We start from the raw sequence: 13,858 nt of genomic DNA on the forward strand, positions 1-13,858 counted from the left end.
TTGTTTTTATGTATGTAAATAACTTAAAAATACTTTATAAAGTTATTTAGAATAAAATATACTTTGGTTTATATTGAAATTTACACTGTCTTTATTTACCAAATTAGATAAACTATGAAACAAAATATCTGTTGTTAAAGTTTTATTTTTATTAGAATAAATAGCTTTTACCTTATCTGGATACATGGCTTTAAATTGATTAGAATACCAAACCAACATGCCCGGTTTGGTTAAGGCTTTGGTATGAGAATGTAACCACTGTCCATTTTCTCCAAGAGATTCTCCATGGTCTGATAAATAAATTAAAACGGTAGGTTGATTACTTTTTTCTAATTTTTTAATTAATTCGTTTAAAAAATAATCTAAATATAAAATAGTATTATCGTAAGAGTTTATTATTTGTTCTTTTGTTAATGATGGAATGTATTTGCTATTTACAACAGGTTTATATTGCCTAAATTCGTTGGTGTATTTATCTTCGTACCACCAATGGCTCCCAATCATGTGTAGTGTATATAAACCATAAGCATTGTTATTAAAACGTGTATTAAATGCTTTTAATAATTCTAAATCTTGCTTTTTACCAATACTCCAATACGATTTTAATTTATCAATAATTACAACCTCTTTATTGGTATTAACAATTTGTTTATAACTAGATTCTAACAACTGATTTCCTATCCAATATGTTGGCACATTAAAAGCATTATAAATATTATAAATAGAGCTAATAGAGTCTTTAGAAGTGCTATAAATACTTTTATCTGTTAAAATACAAGGTACACTTAAAGCAGTGTTTGTTTTATTAGTAAAAATATTATTATAACTAACTACATTATCTCTTTTAGAAAGTAAAGGTGTTGTGGTTCTCGCATAACCATTTATTCCTAAATGGTCTGCTCTTAAAGATTCGCCAAGTACAAAAACAACATTAAGTTTATTAAAATTAGTAGTAGTAAGCTGCTTATTAATTGTTTTTAATGGTTGATTAACCTTGTTAAAACTTTCGTTAAAAGCATAAAAAAAAGAATAGGGTAATTTAGATCTAAAGCTGTGTCTTCTTTTACTATCTGCCCAAAAAAACAAAACAAATAGCAAACAACTAAGTGGTAAAAATAAGCTAATACCTTGTAATGGTTTTACACTTTTATAAAGCTTAAAAATTATTTTTAATACTACTAAAAGCATCACTAAAAATAAAACAAACTGTACAGATATTAAATCTAAAATTATATAAGGTTTGGTTGTTAATGCAGCCTCTATAAGTGTAGCAGATGTAGAAATATTAATACTAAAAGTCCAAAAACTAATACAACCTAAAATAAAAAAAAGAGTAGTAAATAGTACTTTAAAAATCGCCCTATTAAGCGACAAAAAATAAAGTATACTTGCAAAAGTACCTTGTACAATACATAAATGTATAAAGTACATAAATTTAGATTTTACTGAGTTTAAAGGAATATGATAGTAAGATGAAACTGTAATAAATAAAGCAAATAGAATATTTAAAACTAAATGAAATACAATAATTTTTTTATACTTTTTTAGTGTATTCATATTTAAAATCTATTCCCTTTAAAAGCAAAATAATGCACCAAAACAATTTTTACAGTTTTGTCTTTTAAAATTCTTCTAGTTAAAAGAAAATCTATATTTATAGGCCAAACTAAATCCCAAAAATACTTAGGTGTATCTGGAAAATATTGATGCATAATAGTATAATCTTTATAACTTGAAGAGATTGCTATATTTGGTTGATTTTTTAAAATTTGATTTATTTTAAAAACAGTATTTTTTAATTCTTTATCATTTTTTTGGTATAATTTATAAGGTAAGTAATAACTGGTTTTAAACCCCATTTTTGTAAAAATAGGTAAAGCTTCTGGATATCGTGTTTCTATTAAAACACTTTGATATTTAATGTTTTTACTATCTAAAATTTTAATTATTTTATATAAAATAGCTGATGCATTTTCTTTGTTTAAATTTTTTATATCTAACCAAATGCCTTTTAATCTTTCTGGTTTTTTAAGACCTTGAATGTAAGTTTCGAATTTTAAATCGTGTGATTTAGAAGGTGGATGATTAACATCAAAAAAGTTATTTTCTGTATTATAAACTAAATCCAGCTCTACACCACCGTAATAGTTTAAAGCTGAATTTAATTTTTCTATGCTATTTGCTCTATGAGCCCAAACTTTATTATAATGTCCTAAAAAATCAAGTTTATAAGGACAAAAAGTATACACTACAAGTACTAATAAAAAAGAAAAAAGGAGTTTAAGGCTAACTTTAAATAACTTATGTGTTTTCATTTTTTTAAAGTTACTAAAATAAAAATAACCTAAATGTATACCTCTAAATGGCTTTTGCCTCTGCAACTAATAACTCATTTTTATCTTCTAAAGCTTTTTCTATAAAAGCATTTACATCATCGTTTTTATCTTGTCCGTTTTTAATTAAAACATTTAAAATAAGGGCTACCGCTATACGTGTTCCTACTTTTTTAACAGCTGTATTAAAAAGAGGTTGTACCTCGTCGTAATTTACATTTTGGGCAAGTTCTAAAATTTCTTCTCTAACTTTAAGCTGTTTTACTTCTGGTAAGTTTGTATATTTTTTTCCTAATTTTTGAATAACATCGATAGCTTTTCTTTGAGGTTGTTGCTTATTATTATTACCTTTTATAGGTTGATTTTGTTGTGGTTTAGGCTTTTGTTTTGCCCAAGAATCGCGTAAACCAACTATTTTATTAAATACTAATTTACTTGAAGTAGATTCTATATCGACATTAAAATATCCTAAACGTTGAAACTGAAAACGATCTGCTTTTTTAGCATCTACCAAACTAGGTTCTACAAAGGCTTCTACAATATTTAAAGATTTAGGATTTATAAAATCCATAAAATCTTTGTCTTGATGGCTATCTGGCGCTTCGTCTATAAATAAACGATCGTATTCTCTAACCTCTGCTTTTACTGCATGTTTAATAGATACCCAATGCAAGGTCCCCTTTACACGTTTTGCTGTATCGTTAGAGTATGTACAATGTACTTCTGTTACGTTACCATTAGCATCTTTTACAACGCTTTCTGCTTTTATAATGTATGCGTTTTTTAATCGTACTTCGCCTCCTAATTTTAACCTAAAAAACTTGTTACTAGCTTCTTCTTTAAAATCTTCTTTTTCTATATAAATTTCTCTAGAAAAAGGTACTTTTCTAAAACCAGCTGCAGCGTCTTCTTGATTGTTTTCTGCATCAAACCACTCTTCTTTGTCTTCTGGATAATTAGTAATAACAACTTTTAAAGGATTTAAAACCGCCATAACTCTTGGCGCAGTTTTATTTAAATCTTCTCGAATACAAAATTCTAAAAGCGATACATCTATAACATTATCTCGTTTTGCAACACCTACGGTTTCTACAAATTTTCTAATAGCAGCTGGTGTATAACCACGACGACGCAAACCAGAAATGGTTGGCATACGTGGATCGTCCCATCCAGAAACCACGCCTTCTTCTACCAATTTAAGTAACTTACGTTTGCTCATTATGGTATAACTTAAATTTAAGCGAGCAAATTCGCGTTGCTTTGGCCTAAGTTTATTAGTGTTTACTACTTGATCTAAAAACCAATCGTAAAGTTCTCTATGTGGCTTAAATTCTAAAGAACATAAGGAGTGAGATATTTGTTCTATATAATCGCTTTCGCCATGTGTCCAATCGTACATTGGGTAAATACACCAATCGTTACCTGTTCTATGATGATGTTTTTTTAATACACGATAAATAATAGGATCTCGCATTAGCATATTAACATGTTGCATGTCTATTTTGGCACGCAAAATATGTTCACCTTCATCAAATTCTCCTTTTTTCATTCTATCGAATAAATCTAGGTTTTCTGCTACAGTTCTATTTCTATAAGGGCCATCTACACCTGGTTGTGTTGGTGTTCCTTTTTGCTCTGCCATAGCTTCGCTACTTTGCGAGTCTACATAGGCTTTACCTTCTTTAATTAAATCTATTGTCCAATCGTAAAGTTGCTGGAAATAATCTGAAGAATATAATTCTTTATCCCATTTATAACCTAACCAAGCTATATCTTCTTTTATAGCATCTACATATTCTTGTTCTTCTTTGGCTGGGTTGGTATCGTCAAAACGAAGATTTACTGGTGCATTATATTTTTCGCCTAAACCAAAACTTATACCTATAGCTTTAGTGTGCCCAATATGTAAGTACCCATTTGGTTCTGGCGGAAAACGAAAGCGTAGTTTATCTTGAGACATACCATTCGATAAATCTTCTTCTATAATTTGCTCTAAAAAATTGAGTGATTTTCTTTCTTCAGACATACTTCGTATTTATTTCTATAAATAAGCTTCAAAATTACGGAAATTCAAGTTATTTTTGGTCTATTCTATAGATAAGAAGTCTAACAAATTTTAATTTAATTAAAACTTTTTTGGTTTAGGCTTTTATTGGCGAGTATGTGCGTTAGGGATTGTAGCGACATCCTTTTTTGTTTTTCTCAAAAAAGATATAGCGAAAAGCCCGACAGCGACCTTAGGAGCTGGAACGCCCAAAATAATTTAATATATATTAAAATGGGAATTATTAAAGTTGAAAACATTCGTGTGTTTGCATATCATGGGTGTTTAAAAGAGGAGACTAAAATTGGTAGTGATTACCGTGTAGATTTAGAGGTTAAGTCAGATTTACAACCGTCTGCTGAGTCTGATAAATTAAGTGATACAGTTGATTATGTGTTACTTAATAGAATTATAAAAGAGGAAATGAATGTGGCTTCGCACCTACTGGAAACTGTGGCTAAACGTATTTTAAACAGGATTTTTAAAGAGGATAAATTGGTTAAAAAAGCGACAGTTTGGGTTAGTAAATTAAACCCGCCAATTGGTGGAGATGTGCAACGTGTTACCATAAAAATGACAGATAAACGTTAAAAATTATTAAATGTATTGAAAAGTCATATTTTTTTTTACATTTGCAAAACAATTACGGTGTCGTGGCCGAGTGGCTAGGCAGTGGTCTGCAACACCATCTACAGCAGTTCGAATCTGCTCGACACCTCTAAAAACCTTTAAGTTAATTACTTGGAGGTTTTTTTTATTTTTATAGCTTACCTTTTTAAGGTGTATTTTAGTATTATTAAGCTTTATTTTTAATACATTAAGCTTAAACAAAAAGGTTTTTATACTGCCAATTTATCTTTTATAGGATTTATTTTTTCTAGTTTTTCTTTATTCTTTTCGTAAGTTTCTGGAAATAATCCTTGAGAAAGTAATAGTATACCAAAGCCTAAAATAACAAGAGATATTATTTTTTTTGTTTTAAAAATAAGGCGTGGTGTTAGTTTATCTTTTAAACGTTTTGCTGCTAAAATTTTAAAAATATCGGCTATAAAATAAGAGGTTAGCATGGTGGCTATAAAAACCAATTCTCCGTTTTTTGATGTTGTTAAAGAGTCGCCAAGTACTATAAAACCTAACCAACCTAATAATACACCTATATTAATAAAATTTAGTAGAAAGCCTTTTATAAATAGTTTACCGTAGTCTTTTTGTATTTCTACTTTATGATATTCTTTTACTATAGTTCTAAAAGATTTTGATGTTTTTACAAACGATATTATACCATAAACAATAAGTAAAGCACCACCAAAAATTAAAAAACTAGGGTCGTCTTTTATTTTACCTCTTAAACTATTGGTGCTGTAAAAGGCTATTACAATAAAAATAATATCGGCAAGAATAACACCTAAATCGAAAATTAAAGCGCTTCTAAAGCCTTTGGTTGCACTGGTTTCTAAAAGAACAAAAAAAACTGGACCAATGGTAAAAGCGAGTATTATACCAAAAGGAATTGCTGTTAAAATATCATCAAACATATTTTTATTGATCTTTACACAAAGAAAAGAAATATTTTAAACCCTTGTAGCTAGACTACTATTAAAATATAAAAAAAACCACTGTATAAGTGGTTTTAATTTTCTATTTATAATTTTTATTTACTCTTCTACACGTTTAATACGTCCACCAAGTACTTTACTCTCGTCTACACGTTCTGGATTGCCATATATGTAAATATCGCCTCCTGCCCTAACCTTAGCATTTACTAGTGTCTTTGCATTTACATGTGCCTCGCCAGCAATACGTATAGAAACATCTGTAAAATCTGATTTAAGATTTTTACCTCCATAAACACCGCCTGTAAAAATAGAAATGTCTTGATTTTTTGCTTTACCAGAGGCTTTTACATTTGCTCCTGTTACAGACCTAATATTAAGATAGTCTACATCTACATTTACTTTTATTTTTCCGCCTTCTTGAGCATTTAAAGCTACTTCAAATTGTTTAAGCGTATCTTTAGAGTGTACGTAAGCACCTTCGTTAACATCTATAACGTCCAATAAAGTATAATATAAAGTAACTTTGGTTTGGTTACCATCGTATGCTTCACCTAAATTCATTTTTATTTTTAACGTGCCATTTTTATTATTAATTAGTACGTCATCAATATTTTTTCCTGTTATTACTACCTTATTCTCGTTTGCTTTAACAAGCTCTACCTCTATTAAATCGTAAACCTTAATTTCTTTAAAATCTCCAACTGTTTTTTCTATTTGTTTTTGCGAAAAAACTACTGTAGTTACAAACAGTACTAATACTTTAACAAGTGTTTTCATTAAGCTATGTTTTTAATTTTAATGTAAAATTATCAATAATTATTCCGTTGCTATTCACTTTAGCAAAACTTTATAATAAAACACTAATTTTAAGATACTTTTACTGCGGTTCCGGTTATAGATACCATAATTAAACCTGTTGTTGCAGATGTTTCTACATCGACCGAAATGCCAACTACCGCATTTGCTTGTAATTTAACAGCATTATTTTTTAGCTTTTGAAAAGCTGCTTCTTTAACCTCGTTAATTTTATTTTCGTAAGATTCGTAGTATTTCTGCATATTAAAGCTTAGTGTTGCTTTTGGCATATTTACATCTACACCTGTTACAATACCTAAGTAATCTTTAATATTATGGTTTTCTATAGAGTTTGTTGTTGTTAGTATCATAAGTTTTATAATTTATCTTACTAGTAAGATAAATTATAAAATTGTTACAGTTTATACCAAAAAAACTTACTTAAAGTAGTTTAAAATGCGTTTAATGTTTCTGAAATTTCTGAGAAGTTAAAACGCTTTTTTACATTTGGTATTGTACAATTTTCTATTAATTCTTGCCACTTAATAATACTAGCGTTATTAAGTTTGGTTTTATCTACTAGATTAAAAATATCTTCTAGTAAACAACCATAAGCTCTTACTTCTACACGCTCAATATTTTTAGCAGTAGTAGTATTTACATTATAAAATGAGGCTGCTCCAAAATCGCCTAAAAGCGATTCTGCATTACTATTTATTAAAATATTATGTGCATATAAATCGCCATGATTAATGCCTTTTCTATGTAATTGCTGGCAAACAGAGGCTATACTTTTACCTATACTTAATAACTCTTTTTCTGTAAAAGTACAACTAGCATTAAACGTATCTCGTGTACAGGTTTTTAAGCTTGGCGGATTTCCTAAATTTATATAATTTGAAGTAATAAGTTGCATTACTAAACCACTTTTATCTTCTGGATGCTCTTTAATTTTACCTAAAATTGGAATTAAATTTTGATGATTACCAGCTGCTATAGCTATCTCCATTTCTACTTCTGGTAAACCGTCGCTGGTTACTGCGCCTTTAAAAACCTTAATGGCTACATCTTGGTTTTTAGAAATCCAATTTGCTTTATATATAAAACCCGATGCGCCTTCGCCTAAAAGTTCTTTTACCTTAAAATCTTGCCAAAAAAACGACTCTAAATTATTCTTTTTTGTAATTTGATATGCTGCAGGATTACCACCAAATGCTACCCAAGATAATTTTGGTAACTCGAATAACCAATTAGGTATAGTTTTAAGTTGATTTGCAGAAACTCTTAAAAGTTCTAAATTAACGCAATTAGACATTTCTACTGGCAGCTCTTCTATTAAATTTCCTGCTAAAGCACATTTTTGAAGCCATGTACTATTACCTATACTTTTTGGTAATTTTTTTATTTTATTATCTGTTAAAATAAGCCAATTTAGTTTTGGTGGAAATGCATGTTCTGGTACTTTTTTTATTTGATTGGTTTTAAAACCAACCATATTTAAATTAGGACATTTTGCTAATACAGACGGAAACTCGGTAAACTTATTACGTGCAAAAAAAATGATTCGTAATTGTTTTAATTCTGCAATACTATCTGGTAGTGTAGACAAATTATTGTCTGATAAATCTAAAACTTCCAAAGTACTAGCAAGTGTTAATATCTCTTCTGGAAAAGTTGTTAAACCACAGGATAATTTTAATGTTTTAGACCCTTTTAATTTTCCCGATTTTAAATCGTTTAAAACTTGCATCATACTTAAATTATTAAGTGTACAAACTTAACTATTATTACACAAAATAGGCACTACTACCCTATTTTGTAATTATATAAAATGAAATAATAGCTCAATTATAAAAATTAATAAACCTTAAAAAGGGTGAAAACACCTTATTACTTTGGAGGAATAGAATAAATAAAAAGAACTGAAAGTTTCTAATTTTGAAAAAAAACAAACATTATGAAACATTTAATTTACTTGTCTAAAATTACTTTACTAGCCTTTTTATTTTTAACTTTTTCTTCTTGTAGTAGCGACGACGATTCTGCAAAAGTAGATCTTCCTACTATAAATTATTCAAACATTGTTTTAGACGCTACATTTTTTGAAGCTGGAAATTCGCTTACACCAACCATTAATTGGAATGGTAATACCGGAAGCATTAGTTTAGGTTCGCCTATTACAGGTTTAAACATTAATACTTCTGGTACTTTAAGTTGGACTAAAGATTTACCTATTGGTACACATAATGTAGAAGTAATAGTTGCTAATAGTAGCGGACAAATTGTAGAAAATATAACTATAAATAACCCTTTTCAAGGTATTTTTACAGGCACTTATGATAATAGTCATTTTTTTGAATTAGAATTTATTACAGATGGAACTTTACTGATTAGAGCGCATAGTGTAACTAATCCTGATTTTGCAACAGGAACTTGGATTATGGATGGAACTACTATTACAACTGATTATGCTTATAATTCTGGATCTGAACTATCTTTATCTGGATCTTTGGTAACTGGTGCAAACGCCACTTATTCAGGAAATTGGTATACAGGCCATGGTACATTAAGTGATAATGAAGGAGGTACTTTTCTAGTTATTTTAAATTAAACCCCAATTTACCTAGTTATCGCGTTAGGGATTGAAACGACATCTTTTTTTTTCTAAAAAAATATATAGTGTAAAGCCCGACCCTTGTGATAACGCCCAAATTAATTTTATATAAAAAAAAGCCATAGACGCTAATAGTTTATGGCTTTTGTTTTTATTTGCTAGTTTTACTAAATGCTTTATTTTGTATTAGTTTTCTGGTTTGCCTATTAAATTAAAATCGAGATGTTTTTTAACTAAATCTGTATTTTTAACTTTTACAACAACTTCGTCTCCAAGTTGATAGGTTATTTTTGAGTCTTTGCCAACCATAGCATAAATATCTTGATCGAATGTGTAATGATCGTCTTTCATGTCGCGTACACTTACCATACCTTCGCATTTATTAGATATTATTTCTACATAAATACCCCAGTCTGTTACTCCAGAAATTACACCTACAAATTCTTCGTCTTTATGATCTTGCATAAATTTAATTTGCATGTATTTTATAGAATCTCTTTCGGCACGAGTTGCTAAACCTTCCATGTTGCTAGAGTGTTGGCATTTTTCTTCGTAAAGATCTTCGTTTACAGATTTTCCGCCATCTAAATAATGTTGTAATAAACGGTGTGCTATAACGTCTGGATAACGACGAATTGGAGATGTAAAATGACTATAATAATCGAATGCTAAACCGTAATGCCCAATGTTATGTGTGGTATATTCGGCTTTACTCATACTTCTTATAGTAAGGGTATCAACCAAGTTTTGCTCTTTTGTACCATTTACTTCTTTTAATAAATTATTAAGCGAAGATGCTGTTGTTTTACGGTCTTTAAAATTAAGTTTATATCCAAATTTAGATACAATACCTTGTAAATTAGCTAATTTACTATCGTCTGGTTCGTCGTGTGTTCTGTATATAAATGTTTTTTTAGGGTCTTGCTTTCCTATAAATTCTGATACTTTACGGTTTGCCAATAGCATAAACTCTTCTATAAGTTTATTAGCATCCATACTGGTTTTAAAAAATACGCCTACCGGATTTGCTTGCTCGTCTAAATTAAATTTTACTTCAACTTTATCAAAAGATAGTGCACCAGATTGCATGCGACGACCTCTCATAATTTTAGCTAATTGATCCATTTTTAAAATGGCATCTGCTAATTGTTGATCGGTTTTATAAGCTTTTCCTGTTAAAGAAACTGATGCAGGAATTTCGTTTGTTTTAGATTCTATAACTGCTTGAGCTTCTTCGTAAGCATAACGTGCATCGCTATAAGTTACAGTGCGACCAAACCATTGGTTTTTAATTTCGGCTTTATCGTTTATTTGAAATACTGCAGAAAAGGTATATTTTTCTTCGTGCGGACGTAACGAGCAAGCTCCGTTAGATAATACTTCTGGTAGCATAGGTACTACTCTATCTACTAAATAAACCGATGTGGCACGCTCGTAAGCTTCGTCATCAAGAATAGTTCCTTCTTCTAAGTAATGCGATACGTCTGCTATATGAATTCCTATCTCGTATAAGCCATTATCTAAAACTTCGAAAGATAAGGCATCATCAAAATCTTTAGCGTCCTTAGGATCTATGGTAAAAGTTAAATCTTTACGCATATCTCTTCGCTTGGCAATCTCTTTTTCTGTAATAGAAGTATTTAACTTATTAGCAAACTCTTCTACTTCGTGCGGAAATTCGTGTGGTAAACCATATTCTGCTAAAATAGCATGAATCTCGGTATTATGATCGCCCGGTTTACCTAAAACCTGGATTACTTTACCGTATGGAGAATCGGCTTTTTCTGGCCAATCTTCTATTCGTACCAAAACTTTATCGCCATCTTCTGCTTTAAAAATTTTGTTTATAGGTACAAAAATATCTTTGTACATTTTTGTACTATCTGCTATAACAAAAGCATATTTTTCGTGTAATTGAATAACACCTACATATTCGTTTTTTTCGCGCTTAATAATTTGGGTTATTTCCCCTTCCATTCTACCACGTTTACGACGCTTGTATACGTAAAACTCTACTTCGTCGCCATGTAATGCTTTATTAATGTTATTCGATGCTATAAAAACATCGTCTACAAACTCATCGCATATAATATAACCCGATCCTTTTGCAGATAAGTCTAATTTACCTGTGTAATACTCGGCGTTTACAATGGCTTTAAATTTACCACGTTCTACTTCTTCAATTTCTTTTTTACCTTGTAAATCGCGAAGTTTTTTTATAATTTGATTTCGGCTACTAGCGTCGTTAACGCCTAATTTAGCTGCTATTTGCTTGTAATTAAAAGTTTTATTTCTCTCTTTTTTTAAAATACTTAAGATTGTATTTGATAAATTTGAAATGCCTTTTTTAGGTTTTCTTTTTCTTTTTTTACTCATGTAATTGTTTAATCATATTCATTTCCTAAGGTAGTGGAAATTTTGTTATAAAATAGCTTTGTTAGTGGCGAAGAATTGCTATTTATTTATTACAAAGCTACGGTTTTAATATTAAATGGTATTTTCTTAAGGTTAAATTTCAATTTCTATTTAATTATATCTTAATTTTTAGAATACTCTATTTTTCAATTTTTAAGTTTTTTTTAGAGTTATCCACATATATATATATATAATTATTTTTCTTTTAAAATTTAAAAAAAACAATAGTGGTTATTATAGTGTGTTAATAGCGGTATAACTTTATACGATTTTGTTTTGTTTTTAAGTTATAGCTATTAATTAAACCTTAATTAACATATTATATTTTCTTAAAGTATTAATTATTAGGTTTTTTAATTTTGCTATTCACAATTGTTAATAACTCAATTAACATATAATTTTTAATAATTATGTTTATTAACAGCTCTAATAAAGTTACTTTTTAGTGCTTATAAGTTAACCAAAAATTTACGTTAACTTATTTGGATGTTACCAGAATGTTATGGATTGAAAAATTTAATGGATTATCCTAATTTTAATTTTAAAAAGTAATGAACAGTTATTAACAGTTAATGAATATAATAGTGCACATTGTTAACAACCTTAAATACTATTTTTTAAGATTTACCTATATATATGTTTACTAGTATATTAACTAGTTGGAGCTAAAAAAGGAAATCTAAATTCTTAATTTACTACCTTTGTAACACAATACAATAATACATAAAAATGAATATTTCTATAGGAAACGATCACGCTGGAACCGAATATAAATTTGCTATTAAAACTTTATTAGAATCTAAAGGTATTACAGTTACTAATCATGGTACAGATAGTAATGATAGTGTAGATTATGCAGATTTTGTACATCCTGTTGCAGAAGATGTAGAAGCTAACACATCTCAATTTGGTATTTTAATATGTGGTAGCGCTAATGGTGTTGCAATGACAGCAAATAAACATGCTAAAATACGTGCTGGTTTATGTTGGAACAAAGAAATTGTTCATTTAATACGTAGCCATAACAATGCTAACATATTGTGTATTCCTTCTCGTTTTACAGCTATACAACAAGCTTTAGAAATGGTAGAGGTATTTTTAAACACCGAATTTGAAGGTGGACGTCATCAAAATAGAATAGATAAAATTCCGTTAAGTTGCTAAATGGGGCACAACCATACGCATAATAACACCCATGTTCATAACGACCTAAAAGGGCGTAATTTACTTTGGTCTATTTTATTAAATATAATTATTACCGTTGCACAAGTAATTGGAGGTATACTTTCTGGTAGTTTAAGTTTATTAAGCGATGCTTTACATAATTTTAGCGATGTTATATCGTTAATAGTAAGTTATATAGCTAATAAATTAACAAAAAGAAAAGCTTCTTTACAAAAAACATTTGGGTATAAACGTGCCGAAATTTTAGCTGCATTTATTAATGCTTCAACTTTAATAATAGTGGCTATTTTATTAATAATAGAGGCTGTTAAGCGTTTTAATAATCCACAAGAAATAGCATCTAATTTAGTTATTTGGTTATCTGCAGTAGCTATTTTAGCTAATGGTTTTAGTGTGCTTTTATTAAAAAAAGATTCTAAATCTAATATGAACATGAAAAGTGCATATTTGCACTTATTAACCGACATGATGGCAAGTGTTGCTGTTTTAATTGGCGGTTTATTAATGAAATATTTTAAGCTGTTTTGGGTAGATAGTGTATTAACTTTTGCCATTGCTATTTATTTAATTTGGATGGGATTCTATTTATTAAAAAATGCTACTAAAGTTTTGATGTTGTTTACACCAGACGATATTCCTTTAAAAAAAATTGTTGAACAAATAAATGCTTTTGAAGCTATTAAAAATGTGCATCATGTGCATGTTTGGCAATTAAATGAAGATGAAATTCACTTAGAAGCACATATAGATTTTAATGAAGATATTACCTTATCTCAATTTGATGCTATTTTACATGATATTGAAGAATTTGTTTTTAATACCTACGATATTAACCATGTAAATATACAACCAGAATATGGTAAAGATGATGCTAAAGATGTTATTGTACAAGATTAAAAATAAAACATATTTTAAT

At 29.0% G+C, this 13,858-nt stretch carries 12 protein-coding genes and 1 tRNA gene; 5 read left to right on the plus strand and 8 right to left on the minus strand.

Annotated features, from left to right (window positions below; genetic code table 11):
• Window positions 1-42: 42 nt before the first annotated feature.
• From ABD715_RS06355 to ABD715_RS06365, 3 genes are read right to left on the minus strand one after another with little or no spacing between them, the layout of a single operon-like run.
• A complete protein-coding gene (locus tag ABD715_RS06355; RefSeq protein ID WP_344787282.1) occupies window positions 43-1,557 on the minus strand; it encodes a sulfatase-like hydrolase/transferase in 1,515 nt (504 codons plus the stop codon).
• Between the two features lie 2 nt (window positions 1,558-1,559).
• Entirely contained in the window at window positions 1,560-2,315 is a 756-nt protein-coding gene (locus ABD715_RS06360; protein ID WP_344787283.1) for an FAM151A/B family protein, read from the minus strand.
• Between the two features lie 43 nt (window positions 2,316-2,358).
• The gene (locus ABD715_RS06365) at window positions 2,359-4,359 is read right to left on the minus strand and encodes a glutamine--tRNA ligase/YqeY domain fusion protein (RefSeq protein ID WP_344787284.1); all 2,001 of its coding nucleotides are present in this window, start codon (window positions 4,357-4,359) and stop codon (window positions 2,359-2,361) included.
• Between the two features lie 252 nt (window positions 4,360-4,611).
• Here ABD715_RS06365 and folB point away from each other — a divergent pair, with 252 nt between their 5' ends.
• Complete coding sequence (gene folB, locus ABD715_RS06370) at window positions 4,612-4,968, plus strand: dihydroneopterin aldolase (RefSeq protein ID WP_344787285.1); 357 nt, start codon at window positions 4,612-4,614, stop codon at window positions 4,966-4,968.
• Window positions 4,969-5,024: 56 nt separating this feature from the next.
• Window positions 5,025-5,095, plus strand: a tRNA-Cys gene (locus ABD715_RS06375).
• A gap of 121 nt (window positions 5,096-5,216) precedes the next feature.
• Here the strand turns inward: ABD715_RS06375 and ABD715_RS06380 are convergent.
• The 4 genes from ABD715_RS06380 to ABD715_RS06395 form a co-directional block, all read right to left on the minus strand.
• On the minus strand, window positions 5,217-5,912 hold the full coding sequence (locus tag ABD715_RS06380; RefSeq protein WP_344787286.1) for a LysE family translocator: 696 nt from the start codon (window positions 5,910-5,912) through the stop codon (window positions 5,217-5,219).
• 120 nt (window positions 5,913-6,032) lie between these two features.
• Window positions 6,033-6,710, minus strand: a complete 678-nt coding sequence (locus ABD715_RS06385) for a head GIN domain-containing protein (RefSeq protein WP_344787287.1) — start codon at window positions 6,708-6,710, stop codon at window positions 6,033-6,035.
• An 89-nt stretch (window positions 6,711-6,799) separates the two neighbouring features.
• Entirely contained in the window at window positions 6,800-7,099 is a 300-nt protein-coding gene (locus ABD715_RS06390) for a heavy metal-binding domain-containing protein (RefSeq protein WP_344787288.1), read from the minus strand.
• Between the two features lie 80 nt (window positions 7,100-7,179).
• The gene (locus tag ABD715_RS06395; RefSeq protein ID WP_344787289.1) at window positions 7,180-8,481 is read right to left on the minus strand and encodes a protein kinase; all 1,302 of its coding nucleotides are present in this window, start codon (window positions 8,479-8,481) and stop codon (window positions 7,180-7,182) included.
• Window positions 8,482-8,685: 204 nt separating this feature from the next.
• On the opposite strand from ABD715_RS06395, the gene ABD715_RS06400 reads away from it, so the two are divergent.
• Window positions 8,686-9,339, plus strand: coding sequence for a hypothetical protein (locus tag ABD715_RS06400; protein ID WP_344787291.1), 654 nt, complete (start codon window positions 8,686-8,688; stop codon window positions 9,337-9,339).
• 189 nt (window positions 9,340-9,528) lie between these two features.
• Here ABD715_RS06400 and rnr read toward each other — a convergent pair whose 3' ends face one another.
• Window positions 9,529-11,718: a ribonuclease R gene (rnr, locus tag ABD715_RS06405; protein WP_344787292.1), complete on the minus strand. Its 2,190-nt coding sequence runs from the start codon at window positions 11,716-11,718 to the stop codon at window positions 9,529-9,531.
• Window positions 11,719-12,486: 768 nt separating this feature from the next.
• Here rnr and rpiB point away from each other — a divergent pair.
• Together rpiB and ABD715_RS06415 are read left to right on the plus strand one after the other, a co-directional pair.
• The gene (gene rpiB / locus ABD715_RS06410) at window positions 12,487-12,921 is read left to right on the plus strand and encodes a ribose 5-phosphate isomerase B (protein WP_344787293.1); all 435 of its coding nucleotides are present in this window, start codon (window positions 12,487-12,489) and stop codon (window positions 12,919-12,921) included.
• On the plus strand, window positions 12,922-13,839 hold the full coding sequence (locus tag ABD715_RS06415) for a cation diffusion facilitator family transporter (protein WP_344787294.1): 918 nt from the start codon (window positions 12,922-12,924) through the stop codon (window positions 13,837-13,839).
• Window positions 13,840-13,858 lie beyond the last annotated feature (19 nt).

It is taken from the genome of Postechiella marina (assembly GCF_039538365.1).
In the GTDB taxonomy this organism is placed as follows: Bacteria; Bacteroidota; Bacteroidia; order Flavobacteriales; family Flavobacteriaceae; genus Postechiella; species Postechiella marina.

Excerpts from the sequence above, each read along its gene's own strand:
- ABD715_RS06400 (WP_344787291.1), top strand. The coding sequence starts at position 8,686 with ATGAAACATTTAATTTACTTGTCTAAAATTACTTTACTAGCCTTTTTA.
- ABD715_RS06360 (WP_344787283.1), bottom strand. The coding sequence starts at position 2,315 with ATGAAAACACATAAGTTATTTAAAGTTAGCCTTAAACTCCTTTTTTCT.
- rpiB (WP_344787293.1), top strand. The coding sequence starts at position 12,487 with ATGAATATTTCTATAGGAAACGATCACGCTGGAACCGAATATAAATTT.
- ABD715_RS06395 (WP_344787289.1), bottom strand. The coding sequence starts at position 8,481 with ATGATGCAAGTTTTAAACGATTTAAAATCGGGAAAATTAAAAGGGTCT.
- folB (WP_344787285.1), top strand. The coding sequence starts at position 4,612 with ATGGGAATTATTAAAGTTGAAAACATTCGTGTGTTTGCATATCATGGG.
- ABD715_RS06415 (WP_344787294.1), top strand. The coding sequence starts at position 12,922 with ATGGGGCACAACCATACGCATAATAACACCCATGTTCATAACGACCTA.
- ABD715_RS06355 (WP_344787282.1), bottom strand. The coding sequence starts at position 1,557 with ATGAATACACTAAAAAAGTATAAAAAAATTATTGTATTTCATTTAGTT.
- ABD715_RS06365 (WP_344787284.1), bottom strand. The coding sequence starts at position 4,359 with ATGTCTGAAGAAAGAAAATCACTCAATTTTTTAGAGCAAATTATAGAA.
- ABD715_RS06385 (WP_344787287.1), bottom strand. The coding sequence starts at position 6,710 with ATGAAAACACTTGTTAAAGTATTAGTACTGTTTGTAACTACAGTAGTT.
- rnr (WP_344787292.1), bottom strand. The coding sequence starts at position 11,718 with ATGAGTAAAAAAAGAAAAAGAAAACCTAAAAAAGGCATTTCAAATTTA.
- ABD715_RS06390 (WP_344787288.1), bottom strand. The coding sequence starts at position 7,099 with ATGATACTAACAACAACAAACTCTATAGAAAACCATAATATTAAAGAT.
- ABD715_RS06380 (WP_344787286.1), bottom strand. The coding sequence starts at position 5,912 with ATGTTTGATGATATTTTAACAGCAATTCCTTTTGGTATAATACTCGCT.